Source organism: Massiliimicrobium timonense (genome assembly GCF_002160865.1).
Classification (GTDB): domain Bacteria; phylum Bacillota_I; class Bacilli_A; order Erysipelotrichales; family Coprobacillaceae; genus Allocoprobacillus.
Genome location: NZ_NFLJ01000011.1, coordinates 52,473 through 70,743, shown reverse-complemented (window position 1 = coordinate 70,743; position 18,271 = coordinate 52,473). Strand labels below are relative to the sequence as shown.

Sequence of the window (18,271 nt, the reverse complement as noted above, 5' to 3'; positions counted from 1 at the left end):
TGAGACTCAACTTTGGTCGGGAGGGTTTCATCTTTTTTTCTTTCTATAGATTTCAGAAGATATATCCTGATAATACCATTATAGAATTTCCCGTGATTTTAAACCAGCATAAGAGAAAATCAAAAAAGAGATTTCCCATAAAACTTATTCGTTTTGGGAAACCCCGTGACTTCTTAGACTATCTTCAATACTAAGCTATGTGATGCATAGCTTTTTTTGTCACATAAAATCATCTTTTTCATACTCTATAATGAGGTGAAAATGTGTTAACTCTATTACAACAGATGCCTGTTTTGATATTTATTGGAGCCATTCTTTTTAACTGGCTTTCCACATTTTTAGGGGCTTCGTTAGTCTATTTTACCAATAAAGAAAATCAACAGATTGTTTCCATAGCACTGGGCAGCAGTGCAGGTATTATGATTGCTGCATCATTCTTTTCTTTAATCCTGCCAGCTATGAATTTATTAGAAAATATGCCCAAATGGTTTTTACTCATTATTCCACTTGGTTTTTTATGTGGTGTTATCTTTTTAGCACTCTGTGATCATTTTTTACCACACAAGCATATGATTTCCGGAGAAATTGAAGGCGTTCATTCTCGTTTTTCTAAAAATCAGCTCCTTATGTTAGCCATGACATTACACAATATTCCCGAAGGTTTAGCTGTCGGTGTCGCTTTTGCCAGTGCTCATCAACAATTTATTCCAGCCTTGATTCTTTCTATTGGTATTGGTATTCAAAACTTTCCTGAAGGCACCGCTATAGCATTACCCATGCATCAATATGGAAAAAGTCGTTTTGTTTCGATGATGTATGGACAGTTTTCTGGAATCATTGAAATTCCTGCCGCTATTTTAGGCTATATCTTTGCGTCACTAATTCAAAATATACTCCCTTTTGCATTAAGTTTTGCTGCTGGAGCTATGCTTTTTGTCTGTGTTGAAGATATGATTCCTGAAGCCTGTTGTCATCGTCAAATAGATATCGGTGCTTTATCCTGTATGATTGGATTTACGGTTATGATGATTTTAGATATAATGTTATCTTGATTTAAAATTCGTGTTTTTTCTAAAATATTTCAAAATAATTCGCAAAATACAGATTCTTTTTATTTTATTTTTTTAAAAAGCATTGACAAATAATTTTCATTTCATTATGATAAAAGATATATAAAACAAAAAGCCATGATGTGACATAGTAAATATTTCTGTGACAATAGAGATATGATGGTTGGTGCAAATCATACGTAAAGAAATTTTGAATTCAACACGGAGCTGTTACTTTGATAAGGGGTAATCGGGGTCATAACGTTATTTATGAAAAGTTATTCAACTTACAAAGGTTATAATTGTGAAATTATAATAAATTGAGGTGGTACCGCGTTCACTCGCCCTCTTGGGACGGGTCTTTTTGTTTTATAAAAAAAAGAGAGAGGAATGTGATATGATGAAAAAACTATCTGTATTATTATTAGCTATGGGGATGCTGTTATCAGGTTGTGCCAGTGATAGTAGTGAACCTAAGGATTTATCGGAAGTTAAAATTGGTGCTATTCAGTTTGCGCAACACCCAGCATTAGATAAGGCTTATGAGGGATTTAAGGATACTTTAATAGAAGCTGGTGTTAAGGAAGAAAACATTGATTTTCAAAATGCCAGTGGTGATCCATCCAATTGTCAAACGATTGCTGAAAAATTTGTCAATGATGGTGATGATTTAATTTATGCTATTGCAACTGATGCTTTACAGGCTGCGGCAAATAAAACAACAGATATTCCTATTGTTGGTGCAGCTGTTACTGATTTTGAAACAGCAGGAGTTGTCAAATCTAATGAAAAACCAGAAACCAATGTGACTGGTGCCAGTGATTTAAATCCTGTTAAAGAACAAATGGAACTATTAAAGACTTTAGTGCCTGATGCCAAAAAAATTGCAGTATTCTATTGTAGTGATGAAGCCAATTCTATTTATCAAGGTGAAATTGCCTTAGAAGCCGCTAAAGATTTAGGTTTAGAAGCTAAAGTTGTAACAGTATCAAATGATTCAAGTGCTATTCAACAAGTAGCTCAATCCATGATTGGTCAATATGATGCTGTTTATATTCCAACTGATAACCTTTTAGCTTCTAATATGGCAACGGTAGCACAAGTCACAAATGAAAATCAGTTACCTGTCATCGTTGGGGAAGAAAGTATGTGTGAAAATGGTGGTCTAGCAACCCTAAGCTTAGATTACTATACTGTTGGACAAAACGCTGGTAAACAGGCTCTTGCAATTTTAAATGGTGAATCAAAAGTTCAAGAAACACCTGTTACTTTTGTTGATGCTAAAGACTGTCAATATTTTGTGAATCAAAAAGTCGCTACACAGTTAGGTATTGAAGTCCCTGCTGATCTTCAAGCAACAATGATTGGAGGATAGATTGATGTCTATCCTATTATCTTTACAGGGAGCCATTGGTCAAGGAATCCTTTGGGGTATCATGGCTCTTGGTATCTATTTAACATTTAGAATTCTAGATATTGCTGATTTATCAGTAGATGGCAGTTTTGCGACTGGTGGTGCTGTATGTGCTGTTGCTTTGATTGCAGGTATCCACCCTATTATCGCAATATTATTAGCGACTTTATCTGGTTTTTTAGCCGGATTTATAACAGGTTTTTTGCATACAAAATGCAAAATGCCAGCCATTTTAGCTGGTATCTTAACTCAATTAGCTTTATATTCTATTAATCTTAGAATTATGGGAAAGAGTAATATTCCTTTATTACAGTCATCAACCCTTTTTAAAGATTTTGCCAAACTTATTCCCCTCACTTCACAATGGATTACAATCTGTATTGGGATTTTCTTTAGTTTAATTGTAGTGATTGGGATTTACTGGTTTTTAGGAACGGAATTTGGTTCATGTTTAAGAGCAACTGGTAATAATGAAAATATGGTCAGAGCCAATGGTGTGAATACTGATACTATGAAATTATTTGGTTTAATGCTCAGCAATGGACTCGTTGCTATGAGTGGTGCATTGGTCACACAACAACAAAGTGTAGCAGATGTGAAAATGGGAACGGGAGCCATTGTGATTGGACTGGCTTCGATTGTGATTGGTGAAGTTATTTTTGGTAAAAAGGCTGGATTTAAATTACGTTTAACTTCTATTATTATTGGTTCTATTATTTATCGTATGATTGTTGCGATTGTTTTACAAATGGGATTAAATACTGATGATTTAAAACTGTTAACAGCTTTTATTGTCGCTGTAGCTCTCACTGTTCCTGTCATTGTCAATAAAAGAAAACGTCTTTCAATGTATAAAAAATTAACTGGAAAGGAACTGCAAAATCATGCTTAAATTAGAAAAAGTTTCTAAATCATTTCATATAGGAACTCCTAATGAAAAATGCGTTATCAAATCCTTAAATTTAGAATTAAAAGAAGGAGATTTTGTAACAGTCATTGGTGGTAATGGGGCTGGGAAAAGTACATTGTTAAATCTGATTGCAGGGGTCTATCCCATTGACTGTGGTATCATCACATTAAATGGTCAAGATATTTCCTTAGCTCCAGAATATCAACGTGCTCAATTCATAGGTCGTGTTTTTCAAGATCCTATGATGGGAACGGCTGCGGATATGCAAATTATCGAAAACTTAGCTATGGCTGCTCGTCGTGGACAAAAACGTAGTTTACGTTGGGGAGTTACAAAAAAAGAAAAAGAACAATATTATGAAGCTGTCAAAACATTAGGGTTAGGTTTAGAAGATCGTTTAACAACAAAAGTTGGATTACTCTCTGGAGGACAGCGTCAGGCATTAACCCTCCTCATGGCAACTCTCCATAAACCTCAATTATTGTTATTGGATGAACATACAGCTGCATTAGACCCTGCCACAAGTACCAAAGTTTTGACCTTAACGAATGAAATTGTCACAAGACAACATTTAACTGCTATGATGGTCACACACAATATGAAAGATGCTATTGACATTGGAAATCGTTTAATTATGATGTATGATGGTCATATCATTTATGATGTGGAAGGTGAAGCAAAAAAGCAATTAACAGTCAACGATTTGCTTAAAAAATTTGAAGAAGCCATTGGAGAAGAATTTGTCAATGATAGAATGTTATTAGGCTAGTGATCTAGCCTTTTTTAATGATAAATAAGCGTTCTTTTTCTACAATGCAATAAAAAACATCATGATAATCCTGTATCCCTGCCTGTTTCAGTTGTTTCATCAGCCATGCTTCATCACGATTCATCAGTTTCAATATCTCATAATCAATGACTCCATCACTAATAATGGCCGCAGGGACTTTCACTTCACTTTTCTTTGTTTCAATAACCGATAATTGTCCATCAGTTTCTAAAACAGCAAATTCAACCTCTGATATAGAACCTATCCCCTGTTCTCTTAAATGATGACAAAGATCATCAACACTATATTTTAAAGATGCCATTTTCTTTTGATTCACTTTTCCTTGAAAAATAATGAAAGTAGGATGTCCTTCTACAATCTTTTTAAAAAAAGGATTTTTTAATGAGATGACAGTGAATAACTTATCCATGACAACAATCACAAAAACAGCTAATGCAGCCTGCAAAAAATTAACATCTTTATTTCCAATAGACATTGTCATTAATTCACTAATAATCAAAAAAACAATCAAATCTGAAACACTTAATTTACTCATCTCTTTCTTTCCTAAAAATCTAATCATGAAAACAAGTAAAAGATATGTTCCAAAACTTTCAATAAAGATTTCCAGATATCTCATAAAAGTCAACTCCTTTGCATAAAGTATATCAGGAGGAAACTATGAAACAAACACTACGTACCTATATTTATGCATGCTTAATCTTTCTGATTCCCTTTATACTTATCTCATTTATTCTTTCCATTATTTCTTATTTCATGCAAATGAATACCCTTTTCATACAAATCATGATACAAATATTCTCATATTTTATTTTAATCATTTCTGCATTATATCTCACTTCCCATTTACCACATCAACGTATGAAACATTGTATCATCTTTGCTGTCTTTTATTTTTTGATGAGTTTATGCTTTCATCTTAATCATATTCAATATATACATCTTATTTTTAAACCACTTATTTTTATATTCATTGGTTTTTTTAAAGAACTAAAAAGTCGTATGATTGCATAAAAAAAGACTTCAATAAGAAGTCTTTTTAAAATAGCAACATACATGAGAAAAATATTGCAACAACAATTAAAATAACATAAGGAATACGTACTAAACATGCCAGAGCAGTGTTCTTCTTTAAATCATTGACCATTGAATCTTCTAAAACACCAACAAATAATGTTGCTGCTGCTATATTAAAGAAATTCAAAGGACCAAGATAAAGCTCCAATGTACTCATAGGAAGAATAAAAGCATAAATTGTATTAACAGCTACAACGACAATTAAAAAGAGTATCCACAAACTCAATACAGCACGATTAAATTGACGACTTTCTTGCATATGATCACCACCTACTTTTTCCTTTTCTTATTATATACTATTTTCAAAAAAATAACAAATTTCTCTTTAAGCAACAAAAAACAATTAGATTTTTTTCTTTATTTCATCTATAATAAATATATCAAGTAAAGTGAGGGGGTTATTGATGATACATATGGTTTTATGCTGTGCAGCTGCTATGTCTACAAGTTTATTAGTTGAAAAAATCAAGAGAGAAGCGAATCAACAAGGGATATCTATTGATATAAGGGCTTTAGGAGTTCATGATATATGTCATCAGGCCACTGATGCCCATATTATTTTATTAGCTCCACAAGTAAAATATATGAGAAAGCAGATTCAGAAGTCTTTACCTAATATTCCTATCATGGATATATCTATGCGTGATTATGGAACAATGAATGGTAAAAATGTCTTTTTGAATGCTTTGCAAATATTAGATCATCAAAAGCTATAAATAAATTTTTGGTTTATTTATAGCTTTTTCATTAACAAATCCATTTCTATTTTTTAAAGCAAACTTCCCTTTAGTCCTTTTTTAAATACCAGTACAGCTCTTTGTGTCCCTAAAAAAGACATGGTAATAAGATGATAACTTTTCTTTTCCATCTCTTTTATTTTTTCATCTATTTTTTCTGTCACATTTTCTACAGTAATATCTTCAATTAACTCTGTTTTATACATAACAATGAATCACCTCCATTAACAATCAATCTGATGTTTGTAAACAGTATCTTGCAATAGTTTCTATCAGTTGATCAGGTAAGGTTTGGTTATAAGGAAAATAGATAGCATTTTTCTTTGTCTGCCACTTTGTTAAATGCGAAGCAAACTTTTCAATCACTTTTTCACCTACATAAAGACTGATGTGTTTTTGACAAGCTGCAAACGAAATAGACTGACCATCTTTTTCATAACAAGGCATACTCCATAAAATACGTTCTTTTAAACAAGGAACACTCTTTAATAAAATGTTTCTCATTCTTCTTAAATGACTTTGAGTTTCTAATGGCTGTAAATCAATATATTCATCCACTGTTTTTGGTGCCTGACCACAATAATGACTTTGATTGATTTTTTTGAATTCACGACCACATCGAGGACATATCCACATTTGTTATAACCTCCTATTGAAAAAGATGATGTTTTCACATCATCTATGCAAGATATTCAATCTTTAAAATTTTAACTTCATATGGTTCAGCAACACCGACTGAAACAATTTCATTAACACCATGATCAAGAATAGCTTTCGCTAATGGAGATTCATTTGAAATTTTACCATTCAATGGATCTGTTTCAAATGTTCCAACGATTGTAAAAGTTTCTTCTTGAGCATTGGCTTCTGATAAATCTAAAATTGTGACAGTTGCTCCTGGTTTTGCAACTGTGCTATCTAATTGTGATTCATCAATAATTTGCACATGTAAAAGCATTTGATCAATTTCTTTGATTCTTGCTTCAATATGTGCCTGTTTATCTCTAGCTGCATCATAATCCGCATTTTCTGATAAGTCACCTTGAGAACGTGCTAATTGCAATTCTTCAATAACTTTTGGTCTTTCGACATTAATTAACTGTTCTTTTTCTTGTTTTAGTTTTTCAACCCCACTTTGGGTTAATAAAACTGCATCATGATCCATAATTTATCCACCTCGCAGACTATACTATAACATAAATATGTTGAAAATACTAGCATTCTCTCTTAAATTTTCTCTATTCATCAATGATACTTTTGATTTTTGTTGTTAATAAATCAACAGCCACATGATTACTTCCACCCTCAGGAATAATGATATGTGCATATTTTTTAGAAGGTTCAATAAACTGTTCATGCATAGGTCTAACTGTTGTCAGATATTGTTCACAAACAGATTGCAGACTTCTTCCCCTTTCTTCGATATCTCTTTTTAAACGTCTGATAAAACGGATATCACTATCTGTATCAACATAAACAAGAATATCACATAACTCTCTTATTGAAGGTTCAGCTAAAACAAAAATACCCTCTAAAATAATCACATCTCTTTTTTCGATGACTTCAGTAATAGAACTACGTGTATGTAAAGTATAATCATATGTTGGTTTTTCTATACGTTCTTTTTTCTTTAGCTTTTTTAAATGTTCTACCAGTAAATCTGTATCAAATGCAAAAGGATGATCATAATTTGTTTTAGCACGTTCTTCAAAACTTAAATGACTTTGATCTTTATAATAATCATCTTGTTTTAAAATTTTTACTTTATGATGTCCTTTAAAATAATCATATAACTGTTTCGCTATTGAGGTTTTCCCTGAGGCACTTCCTCCAGCTATACCAATAATAACAGCTTGATTTTTCATCATTTTCTCACCTTTCTTCCCATATCATTTGCTAATACACGATGAGGTATTTCAACATAGAGTATTTCCATTGGATGATTTGCTTTTGTGACTTCTTCCATATCTTCATTATAAAGTTTTTCAACTGTAAAGAAAAGATTATCATGATGTGGAGAGAAAATTTCAATCTGATCACCCATTTCAAAATAATTTCTTTGTTCTATTTTAGCTAAATGATTTTGATGATTGTAATCGACAATACGCATCACAAATTCTTGTGTAGGATGTTCATCACGCATATTAAATAATTGCTCATCAACACCTGGATGATCAAAATAAAATCCATGACATAAAGCTCGGTTGGCTGCTTTTTGTAATTCTTTTTCATAAAAATCATCTTGTTGAAAATGATCAGGATCTTCACAATAGGCATCAATCAATTTACGATAAGTAGACACAATTGTCGCAATATAATGAACCGATTTCATACGTCCTTCAATTTTAAAAGAATCAACTCCTAATTCAATCAGTTCACCAATATGATGAACAAGACTCATATCTTTACTTGACATACTAAAAGGCATATCATCTTCTTTATTGACAAGAACACCATCCTGATATAAATCATAATACCAGCGACAAGATTGTGAACAACCACCACGATTGGCATCACGACGACTTAAATAGTTAGAAAGCATACATCTACCAGAATAATGAATACACATTGCTCCATGAATAAAATATTCTATATCTACATCCACTTTATCCATAATTGCTCTTAAATCTTCATAAGTCACTTCTCGTCCTAAAACAACACGATCCATTCCCATCTTTTGATAAAATGCAATTGCTTGACTATTCAAAGTAGAAAGTTGTGTAGACACATGAACTTCAAGATTTAAATGCATATCTTTAGCTATTTTCATAATATAAGGATCAGCAACAATAATGGCTGTGACACCTATATCATCTAATTGTTTTAAATAGTTTTTCAGTCCTTCTAGATTATCCTGATGTAAAATAATATTGCATGTGACATGAATATGAGCTCCATATTTTTTCGCAAATTCAACACCTTCACGGATATCTTCTAAAGTAAAATTAGAAGCCTGTGAACGTAATGAAAATTCTTTTCCACCTACAAAAACAGCATCGGCGCCATACATAATCGCTACTTTTAACTTTTCAAGATTACCAGCCGGAGCTAATAATTCTGGTTTTTTTATAATTTTTCTTTTCCCATCAATGATTTGACTGATTTTTCTCATGATCCATCTTCCTTACATCTTCTAATTTATAAACTGTCTGATCAAATAGAAAACCACGATCTAATGGTGTTTTTAATTGATACAGCAAACGCATATATGCTTTCACATCACGATCATATGTATGATTTTCAAAACTCTTTAAAGCATCACTATAAAGTGAAGCCACTTCTACAGCTTCTTCTTCACTCATCATTAATGTTTCAATATATAAATAATCAAAATGATGAATCTGATTCAATAAATCTAACATATATAAACGTGTGAAAGAAAAAATATGTGTACCCTTTTGATCTTCATAAATATGAAAAGCATAATCAGAATTTCTTGCTTGAATCGTTAAACGTGTTTGACTTTCTTTATCAAATTCAAGTCCTGAAGCTTTTTGATAATTGCTTAATAATGCTCTTTTACTGGCAGCAATATATTCTACCCCATGAACCTGCAACATTAAAGGCATATTAACTTGTTGCTGGATTAATAATTGTTCTTCTAATGGAATAACACGTGCGATTTGCGCACTGGTTACACCCTGTTCTTTTAAAACATTTAATGTCATCGCATTGGTATTTAATGTTTCCGGAGCATACATCATATCAAATGAATATTGCTTATCTTTCACGATTTGTAAAACACCAAAATCTTCAAAAATAATACCATAAATAGAAAGTTTTGATAATTCATCTATATAATTTTTTAATGTTTCTATATCATGTTCATCATATAAAGCATTAAGCGCAACATAAAAATGACATTGAGGATATTGTTGACAAATTGTCTTGATATCTTCTAATGAATAATAATAAGGAGCATAAAAAGAATATTCACACCCTAATATAAATGTATCAATACCCATAGATACATAATCATATAGTCTTTCTTTACGATTTAATGATAATATTAACTTCATTCTTGATCCTTTCTTTGAATAACACATATGCCATCTCCAACAGCATAGTATTCAACATCATAATTCTCATGTTGAAAAATCCAATCTTTAAATCTTTTGATTTTTTTAACAAGTTGTCTTGTATTTCTATTTTTAATATGATCAATATCAAAAACCATCCCATGAAAGTCCAAATTATCCACAACAATAATACCATCCTCTTTGACAAATGGAACATATTTTTCAAAAAACTTTTGATATTGAGCCTTAGCCGCATCAATAAACAAACAATCATAAGGAGCATGTTGTAATAATTGTGTATCAAAAGTCAAAGCATCATGATGATGAATCGTAATCCTTTGTTCAAGATGATGCTCACGAATATGACAAACAGCTTCTAAATAACGATCGTTATCCAATTCAATAGTTTCTACTTTTAAATCATCTACATGCGTGACCATCATCATAGCTGAATAACCAATGGCTGAACCAATTTCTAAACATGATGATGCTCCTTTTTTATTTAACTGTTCAATCAAAAAGAAGATGCCTTCTTTTTGCATAACAGGAATATGACGTCTTAAAGCATCCTGTTCTAATTCTTCTAATGACAACATATTAATACCATTTATTCTCCTTTACGACTTGTTTATGTTCTTTATATGTACGACTATAAATCACAGTTCCATCTTCTTTTGCAAAGAAATAGAGATAATCATGATGTTTATAATGAATGCATGACTCTAAAGTCACCTTAGAAATAGTGCTGATTGGTCCAACAGGTAATCCTGTATACTTATATGTATTATAACGTGAATCAATTTGTGTATGAGCCACACTGACATCAACACCTGTTCTTTGCCATGCATAATTAACAGTAATGTCACTTTGTAATAACATATCTTGATTTAAACGATTCATAAAAACACCAGCAATTATAGGACGATCTTCATCATATAACGATTCTCTTTCAACAATAGAAGCAAATGTTAAAAACTGATGAGGAGTCCATCCTAATTTTTCAATATCTCTACGATAAACGGATAATTGTTCATCCATCATATCTAATGCTAATTTTGTCATGCTTTTTAAATCCGGCTCTTTTTCAGTAATATAGTAAGTTTCTGGATATAAATATCCTTCTAATGGATAAAGAATCTCTGAATTTAAAATACTATCGTCTATAAACCAGTATTCATCTATTAATGATTTTAAATATGCTTGATCTTCCCATTGTTTAATCACTTCATCATCAGAAATATTTAAAATCTGTGCAAATTCTTTGGCAACCTCCGGAATTGTTGTTCCTTCTTTAATTGTCAATTTAGATAAAACAATATGATCAATATCAGGGTTTTCTATCAATGAAAAAATATCAGATAATGACATATTTTTATTCAATATATATGTATTTGCCTGTAAATGATCATAACGATTCAATTTCAAGAAAATTTGCCCACATAATTTATTTTTAACAAGCCCAGCTTCATCCAATGCATCAAGAATCGAAGAAGATGTTGAACCCTGTTCAACTGTCACAATCACATCTTCATCTTTTGATGACACTGAAGAAATACCAACATTATAAAAAATAATAACACCTATAATGAAAACAATGACAACACCCGCAATGATTCCTATTAATTTCTTATTCTTCATAAATCATCCTCCATCATTTATTTATTATAGGTTATTTTGCAGGAATTATCAACTTTCACTCATTTTTTATCCATTTCAACAAAAAAGAGCATTTCTGCTCTTATAATCCTCTTCCTTCAATCAAACAAACAGGTTCACCAACCATATAACTGAAATGTGTTTCAAATAAAACGCCCTTAGATTCACCACGTTTTAATTCAAAAGATTCAATCGTTCCACCTTTTTGGCAAGCTACAACAACATATTTATCAATAACGAGAATCATTTGTACAGGTTTTTCATCTGTATCGGTATTATCTACTGTATTCAACATACCTGTTGTTGTATCAACTTCAAAAGTTGTAATAGAATCATGACCACTGTTAGAAACGAAAAGATAATCTCCTTTTTCATTCATTAAAATATCAGTTGCTGTATTTTGACCTATATATTCATCTGTTGGATAGGTCATGACTTTTTGCACTAAAGACATTTGTCCATCCTGATAACGATATACAAAAACTTGACTTGATAATTCATTTAAAACATAGGCAAATTGTCCATCAGATGAGAAAATGATTTTCTTAGGTCCAGAACCCGCCTCTAATTTTAAAGTCAGTTCATCATTGCGATAAAGTCTTCCTTTTTCACCAATATCATACAAAACAACCTCATCTGTTCCCAAATCACAGACAACCATTCTATGATCTGGTGTCATATCTATAAAGCATGGATGAGCTTCACTCTGACGTTTTGGATCAATACTACTTCCCGTATGTTTAATTGTTTGAACAACTCTAATAAGTTTCTGTTTTAAAATAGCAATAACGACAACTTCACTATTATAGTAATCCACAGCATAAGCATAAGTACGATCTTCATTCACATAACTATTGACATATGTTTTTCCATGATCTGTTGATTTGGCAACTAAACCAAATTGTAAATCCATTGATGCGTATTGCCATAATCCACCATCTGTAGGTCTACCTGTATTATTTTTATAACATACATAAATAAAACGTTCACGTTTAGAAATAGCAATAGGATTCGCTAATGACTTATAAAACTTCTTTTTTAAAATTTCCCCATTATCAATATCCAAATGAAAAACATAGATTCCTCTTGTTAGATCATTTCCATAACTTCCTACAAATATTGGTTTGACTTTTCTTTTTTTAAAAAATAATCCCATATTTTCCTCCTTAATAAAGAAGGGTAACATCAGTTACCCTGTGATACCAATCCATGTTATTATTCTTCATCTTCAGCCATAAAACTGTTAAAGACTTCTTCAATCATATCCCATTCATCAGGTGTTTCAATAGGATATAGGTTTCCTTCATCATCATAGATAGATGAATAAACTTGTGCATCTTCATCATCTGCATCATAATATAAAACATATTTTTTTCCAGTATCTTCACTATCAAAAGTAAAAAGTACATCAAATTCTAATTCATTACCGTCATCATCAATGACCTTTATTTTATTAACGTCCATGATTATCTCCTTTGACCATCTAAGTAACCTTGTAAAATTTGTACAGCTGCCATCTTATCAATGACTTTTTTTCTTTTTTTACGAGAAACATCTGCAAAAATCAATTGATTCTGTGCCATCACCGTTGTTAATCTTTCATCAATCAAAACAACTTCAACATCCATCATCTTTTCCAGTCTTTCTTTAAAAGCCATAGAAATTTGTGCTCTTTCTCCTAAATCACCATTCATATGTTTAGGTAAACCAAGAACAATTGTATGAATATGATGTTCTTCAACAATTTTTTGAATATGTCTGGCAGCACTCTTATAATTATTTTCTTCAAATCGATAAGTTTCAACACCATGAGCAATCATTCCCAAAGCATCACTCATCGCAATCCCACAAGTTCTTGAACCTAAATCTAAACCTAATATTTTTTCCACTATTTAGACTCCAGATAGAACTTCACAAGTTCTTCAATAATCTCATCACGATCAATCTGTTGAATAATTGAACGTGCCCCTTTATGGCTTGAGATATAAGCAGGATCGTTAGAAATCAAATAACCAGCAATTTGATGAACTGCATTATATCCTCTTTCATCTAAAGCATTAGCAACTGTCATTAAATGAGAATGGATAACTTCTCTTTTAATTTCTTCTGAATTAAATAGACGTGTTTGAGTAAAATCTTTTCCCATTTGTACTACCTCCCATCTATATAATCTATATTACACTAAATAATTGCAAATTGCTAGTAAAACTTAGAATTGTGCTTTGATTTGTGCAATAGCTTCCTTAATCTGTGATGCGTCCTGACATCCACCTTGAGCAAAGTCTGGCTTTCCACCACCACGACCATTAGTCACTTGATTGATTGTTTTTATCATATCTCCAGCCTTATAACCATCTTTAACCATAGATTTTGTAAGTGCCACAAAATATGAGATTTTTCCTTCATAAGTATTAACCATCACAACAAAACCATGTTGTAATTGATCTCTTAAATCAAAAGCCATTTGTTTTGCTGAAGCAACATCTTTACTTTCTTCTACAAATAGGAATTGAACACCATTAATATCTTCAATATTTTTTGTCTGTTCTTTTGCTGATAAGGCATTGATTTGATCTAAATATTGATTTCTTTCTTTTCTTAATTCATTTGTTTCTTCGATAAAATGTGTTACTTTTTCAATTGTTTCATTCTTATTTTTAATTTTTAATAAATCTTGAACCTGATTTAATAAAGCTTCACTTTCTTTAAAAGCACGGTAAGCCTGAATAGATGTGACAGCTTCAATACGTCTAACACCAGAACCAATGCTTTCTTCACCAACAATTTTAAAGATACCAATTTCAATACTATTAGAAACATGGCATCCACCACATAATTCTTTAGAATAATCACCGACACTGACAACACGTACAACATCACCGTATTTTTCATCAAATAAAGCCATTGCTCCAGATTTCATTGCTTCATCTTTACTCATAGATTGAATACAAACATCTAAACCATTAAAAATCTGTTCATTGACTTGATCTTCTACTTGTTTCAATTCTTCATCTGTTACTTTTTGAGGATGTGTAAAGTCAAAACGCAATCTTTGATCATCAACATAAGAACCTGCCTGTGAAACATGATCTCCTAATACATTTTTAAGCGCTTTTTGTAAAAGATGTGTTGCTGTATGATTATGTGTAATCAAAGCACGTTTTTTCATATCTACATGAAGTGTAAGAACATCACCTGTTTTAACACTTCCGTTTGTCACATGAATAGTATGCAAATGTTGTTGATGTGGAGCTTTACAAACATAAGTCACATTAACATCAGTACTTTCATTGTTCATTGTTCCTGTATCAGCACATTGACCACCCATTTCAGCATAGAAGGTTGTCTGATCTAAAATGATTTCACCTTTTGTATCAATCGCATCACATTTGACTCCATCAACAAATGTCGCAATGACCTTTGCCTGAATTGGTGCAGGATTATAGATAAATTCAGATGGTTCATCAAAAGCCATTAAATCTGGTTTTTGTGAACACATTGATTCCATATCTCCACGTGCATTTCTGGCACGTTCCTGTTGCGCTTTCATTTCTGCTTTAAATCCTTCTTCATCGACTTCAAAGCCTGATTCTTGAGCAATTTCTACAGTTAATTCTAATGGGAAACCATATGTATCATATAATTTAAAAGCATCTTGACCATTTAATAAATAATTCTCACTCTTTTGTAACATCTGATTTAATAATTTTTCACCATTAGATAATGTTTTGTGGAATGCTTCTTCTTCTTTTTTCACCAAACCACTGACATAGTCTACTTTTGATGGTAGATAATCATAGAAATCTTTCATGATATCCGCAACCACACCAACTAGTTCATACATAAATGAATGATCAATACCAATCTTTTTACCATAACGTACTGCACGTCTTAAAATTCTTCTTAAAACATAACCACGTCCAGCATTATCAAATAACGCACCATCGCTTAATGCAAAAGTCACAGTACGGATATGATCAGCAATCACACGATAAGCCATTTTGTTATCTTGATATGGAACCTTTGCAAGCTTTTCAGTCGCATGGATAATAGGCAAGAACAAGTCTGTATCAAAGTTTGTTTCTCCCTCTTGAATAATGCTGACAAGTCTTTCAAGACCCATTCCTGTATCAATATTTTTTTGTGGTAATTCTTTATATTCTTTACGATCAATGGCAGGGTTGCAGTCATATTGTGAAAAGACAACATTCCATACTTCAATGTAACGATCATTTTCCATTTCATCAAAGAATAGTTTTTCTCCTAATCCTTCTGGATCATATTTTTCTCCACGATCATAGAAAATTTCTGAATCTGGTCCACCTGGTCCTTCACCAATTTCCCAGAAGTTATCATATGTTTTTAAAATATGACTTGGATCAACATGACATACTTCTGTCCAAATACGATAAGCATCTTCATCATCAGTATAAACACTGACATATAATTTGTCTTTATCAAACCCAATCCATTCTGGACTTGTTAAAAACTCCCAAGCAAAAGGAATGGCTTCTTCTTTAAAATAATCTCCAATTGAGAAGTTTCCTAACATTTCAAAAAATGTATGATGTCTGGCAGTTTTCCCTACATTTTCAATATCATTTGTACGAATAGATTTTTGTGCATTTGCAATACGATTACAAGCTGGTTTTTCTGTTCCATCAAAATATTTTTTTAATGCTGCAACACCAGCATTGATCCATAATAAAGTAGGATCATTGTGGGGAATCAATGATGCCCCTGGTTCAATCATATGTCCTTTAGACTTAAAAAAATCCAAAAACATCTGACGTACTTGATTTCCTGTTAATTGTTTCATAATTTTCCTCCTTTGAATAAAAAAAGTCATTCCTGAAAAGGAACGACTATTATCGCGGTACCATCCTCATTCATAATGAATATTCATTATGCTCTTTAATCGTTAACGCCGACATACGTTGATGTTTTCATCACTCTTAGAAGGTAGCTTTCTTTATAAGCTTCTAGAAATTTGCACCAACCATTTCCTCTCTATAAGTTCACTTATAAATACTTTTCTTCTTCAACGATTTGACTTTGATATTATATCCAATTTATCATAAAAAATCAATACTTCTTCTCATATTCAATATCAACAATCCCATTATAAACATATGTCTTGATTAAAGATAATCTTTTTTCATGATCAAAGTCTTCAAATAGACGTGCTCCTTTACCAATTAAAGCAGGAATCATAGAAATATGATACTCATCTATCATATTAGCTTGGATTAATGGAGTAATAAATTGTTGACCTCCACAAATCCAGATATCCTTTCCAGCTTCTTGTTTTAGTCTTTTAACTAAAGTGCAGATATCTTCCAAAGTAAAGACAATATTATCAAAAGATAATTGTGTTATCGATGATAAAACATAAATTTTCAATCCCTGATGAATCTGTTGCTCTAGTTTCTTTTGCATCATTTGAAAAGCTTTTTCACTCATAATGACACAATCAACATGTTTTAAAAGATGATAGTAGCTTTCAGTTGGTGGATATGAAGTATTGTCACCATGTAACCAGTCAATACGACCATCTTGATCAGCCATATATCCATCTAAACTCATTGCAATATATAAAATAACTTTACGCATCATTGATTCCTACTTTCCATGATTTTTATAGTGACTTGGATATATCCATTGAATGACTTTCATTAAATAAGGTTCACACAATAAAACAATGAATGTGGTGAGTATATTATAGAAAGTATGCATATTGGCAATTTGATGGTTTGGGGATAAGGGTGATATATTTTTAATCATATCAATCAAAGGTAGGCATTGACATAAAACAAGAAAACTCATAGCTCCTACAAGATTAAAAAGGAAATGAAAAAGAGCCAGACGTTTACCATTACGACAACCAGATAAAGAAGCTAAAAAACCTGTGATACAGGTTCCTAAGTCAAAACCTAATAAAAGATAAACTGACTGTTGAAATGAAACAAGCTGTTGCATCGCTAAAATTTGTAAAATGCCTACGGATGCTGATGAACTTTGAATGAGTGCCGTAAATAACATACCCATACCAACACATAATAAAGGATTTTGAAGTTGCATAAAAAGACCAATAACCCATGAGGAATGTTGTAATGGCAGCATGGATTGTGACATCATTTCTAACCCCATAAACAAAAGACCTAAAGCCATCATGACTTGACCTATAAGCTGTTTGATACCTTGACTAATCAAATAAAACAAAACTCCTATAAATGATAATGCCGGTGCAAAAGCACCGATATCTAAGGCTATCATCTGTCCAGTAATAGTCGTTCCAATGTTGGCTCCCATCATAATCCATATTGCTCTTTTTAAAGTCATAATATGAGCATTTAAAAAACCAATCAATATCACACTCATAGCTGAAGAACTTTGGATCAAAGCTGTTAAAAGTATACCCACTCCTATCGCTTTCATGCGATGATTGGTTAATTTTAAAAGAATGATTTCTAATCTTTCTCCCAGTCCTGATGTCAATCCTTGTGACAACATATTCATTCCCAAAAGAAATAAAGCCAGTCCTCCTAATAAACCCAAATAATGTGTTGCTGTCATGATTTCACACCCCTTTATTATCATATATGATAATAAAAAGAAA

22 protein-coding genes and 2 other annotated features are annotated in these 18,271 nt (G+C 31.9%); of the genes, 5 read left to right on the top strand and 17 right to left on the bottom strand.

Translation table 11 applies throughout. From position 1 onward, the window contains the following. Positions 1–263: 263 nt before the first annotated feature. The 4 genes from B5E75_RS05175 (at position 264) to B5E75_RS05160 (ending at position 4,142) form a co-directional block, all read left to right on the top strand. The gene (locus B5E75_RS05175) at positions 264–1,052 is read left to right on the top strand and encodes a ZIP family metal transporter (protein WP_087357719.1); all 789 of its coding nucleotides are present in this window, start codon (positions 264–266) and stop codon (positions 1,050–1,052) included. Positions 1,053–1,178: 126 nt separating this feature from the next. Then, positions 1,179–1,401: a binding site (T-box leader), on the top strand. A 45-nt stretch (positions 1,402–1,446) separates the two neighbouring features. Then, positions 1,447–2,424, top strand: a complete 978-nt coding sequence (locus B5E75_RS05170) for an ABC transporter substrate-binding protein (protein WP_241146625.1) — start codon at positions 1,447–1,449, stop codon at positions 2,422–2,424. Between the two features lie 4 nt (positions 2,425–2,428). Next, entirely contained in the window at positions 2,429–3,355 is a 927-nt protein-coding gene (locus B5E75_RS05165) for an ABC transporter permease (protein WP_087357718.1), read from the top strand. Then, positions 3,348–4,142, top strand: a complete 795-nt coding sequence (locus tag B5E75_RS05160; protein ID WP_087357717.1) for an ABC transporter ATP-binding protein — start codon at positions 3,348–3,350, stop codon at positions 4,140–4,142. The genes B5E75_RS05165 and B5E75_RS05160 overlap by 8 nt, the downstream gene beginning before the upstream one ends. Before the next feature lie 4 nt (positions 4,143–4,146). Here the strand turns inward: B5E75_RS05160 and B5E75_RS05155 are convergent, their stop codons facing one another. After that, the gene (locus B5E75_RS05155; protein ID WP_087357716.1) at positions 4,147–4,782 is read right to left on the bottom strand and encodes a DUF421 domain-containing protein; all 636 of its coding nucleotides are present in this window, start codon (positions 4,780–4,782) and stop codon (positions 4,147–4,149) included. 420 nt (positions 4,783–5,202) lie between these two features. Further along, positions 5,203–5,499, bottom strand: a complete 297-nt coding sequence (locus B5E75_RS05145; RefSeq protein ID WP_087357714.1) for a hypothetical protein — start codon at positions 5,497–5,499, stop codon at positions 5,203–5,205. Positions 5,500–5,644: 145 nt separating this feature from the next. On the opposite strand from B5E75_RS05145, the gene B5E75_RS05140 reads away from it, so the two are divergent. Beyond that, positions 5,645–5,956 carry a PTS sugar transporter subunit IIB gene (locus tag B5E75_RS05140; protein WP_087357713.1) on the top strand — a complete coding sequence of 104 codons (312 nt, stop codon included), beginning with the start codon at positions 5,645–5,647 and terminating at the stop codon, positions 5,954–5,956. A gap of 53 nt (positions 5,957–6,009) precedes the next feature. Here B5E75_RS05140 and B5E75_RS14715 read toward each other — a convergent pair whose 3' ends face one another. From B5E75_RS14715 to B5E75_RS05070, 15 genes are all read right to left on the bottom strand, one after another. Further along, positions 6,010–6,183, bottom strand: coding sequence for a hypothetical protein (locus tag B5E75_RS14715; RefSeq protein WP_164483536.1), 174 nt, complete (start codon positions 6,181–6,183; stop codon positions 6,010–6,012). A 25-nt stretch (positions 6,184–6,208) separates the two neighbouring features. Next, positions 6,209–6,613 (bottom strand): iron chaperone, encoded by a 405-nt coding sequence (locus B5E75_RS05135; protein WP_087357712.1) that lies wholly within the window; start codon positions 6,611–6,613, stop codon positions 6,209–6,211. 43 nt (positions 6,614–6,656) lie between these two features. Continuing rightward, entirely contained in the window at positions 6,657–7,142 is a 486-nt protein-coding gene (gene greA / locus B5E75_RS05130; protein ID WP_087357711.1) for a transcription elongation factor GreA, read from the bottom strand. Positions 7,143–7,215: 73 nt separating this feature from the next. After that, positions 7,216–7,842 carry a uridine kinase gene (udk, locus tag B5E75_RS05125; protein WP_087357710.1) on the bottom strand — a complete coding sequence of 209 codons (627 nt, stop codon included), beginning with the start codon at positions 7,840–7,842 and terminating at the stop codon, positions 7,216–7,218. Beyond that, complete coding sequence (locus B5E75_RS05120; protein ID WP_087357709.1) at positions 7,842–9,089, bottom strand: peptidase U32 family protein; 1,248 nt, start codon at positions 9,087–9,089, stop codon at positions 7,842–7,844. The genes udk and B5E75_RS05120 overlap by 1 nt, the downstream gene beginning before the upstream one ends. Continuing rightward, a complete protein-coding gene (locus tag B5E75_RS05115) occupies positions 9,064–10,023 on the bottom strand; it encodes a peptidase U32 family protein (RefSeq protein WP_241146624.1) in 960 nt (319 codons plus the stop codon). The genes B5E75_RS05120 and B5E75_RS05115 overlap by 26 nt, the downstream gene beginning before the upstream one ends. Beyond that, the gene (locus B5E75_RS05110) at positions 9,993–10,592 is read right to left on the bottom strand and encodes an O-methyltransferase (protein WP_087357708.1); all 600 of its coding nucleotides are present in this window, start codon (positions 10,590–10,592) and stop codon (positions 9,993–9,995) included. The genes B5E75_RS05115 and B5E75_RS05110 overlap by 31 nt, the downstream gene beginning before the upstream one ends. A gap of 1 nt (position 10,593) precedes the next feature. Then, entirely contained in the window at positions 10,594–11,634 is a 1,041-nt protein-coding gene (gene mltG / locus B5E75_RS05105) for an endolytic transglycosylase MltG (protein WP_087357707.1), read from the bottom strand. Positions 11,635–11,734: 100 nt separating this feature from the next. Further along, positions 11,735–12,808 (bottom strand): lactonase family protein, encoded by a 1,074-nt coding sequence (locus tag B5E75_RS05100; protein WP_087357706.1) that lies wholly within the window; start codon positions 12,806–12,808, stop codon positions 11,735–11,737. A 59-nt stretch (positions 12,809–12,867) separates the two neighbouring features. Continuing rightward, positions 12,868–13,116, bottom strand: coding sequence for a DUF1292 domain-containing protein (locus B5E75_RS05095; protein WP_087357705.1), 249 nt, complete (start codon positions 13,114–13,116; stop codon positions 12,868–12,870). Between the two features lie 2 nt (positions 13,117–13,118). Beyond that, positions 13,119–13,541, bottom strand: coding sequence for a Holliday junction resolvase RuvX (gene ruvX, locus B5E75_RS05090; protein ID WP_087357704.1), 423 nt, complete (start codon positions 13,539–13,541; stop codon positions 13,119–13,121). Next, the gene (locus B5E75_RS05085; protein WP_087243145.1) at positions 13,541–13,798 is read right to left on the bottom strand and encodes an IreB family regulatory phosphoprotein; all 258 of its coding nucleotides are present in this window, start codon (positions 13,796–13,798) and stop codon (positions 13,541–13,543) included. Before B5E75_RS05085 ends, ruvX begins: the two co-directional genes overlap by 1 nt. A 63-nt stretch (positions 13,799–13,861) precedes the next feature. Continuing rightward, entirely contained in the window at positions 13,862–16,471 is a 2,610-nt protein-coding gene (gene alaS, locus B5E75_RS05080; RefSeq protein WP_087357703.1) for an alanine--tRNA ligase, read from the bottom strand. Between the two features lie 35 nt (positions 16,472–16,506). Next, positions 16,507–16,706 (bottom strand) — a binding site (T-box leader). Between the two features lie 31 nt (positions 16,707–16,737). Beyond that, on the bottom strand, positions 16,738–17,265 hold the full coding sequence (locus B5E75_RS05075) for a dihydrofolate reductase family protein (RefSeq protein ID WP_162607640.1): 528 nt from the start codon (positions 17,263–17,265) through the stop codon (positions 16,738–16,740). Between the two features lie 9 nt (positions 17,266–17,274). Beyond that, positions 17,275–18,228 (bottom strand): Na/Pi cotransporter family protein, encoded by a 954-nt coding sequence (locus tag B5E75_RS05070; protein ID WP_087357701.1) that lies wholly within the window; start codon positions 18,226–18,228, stop codon positions 17,275–17,277. Positions 18,229–18,271: the final 43 nt, after the last annotated feature.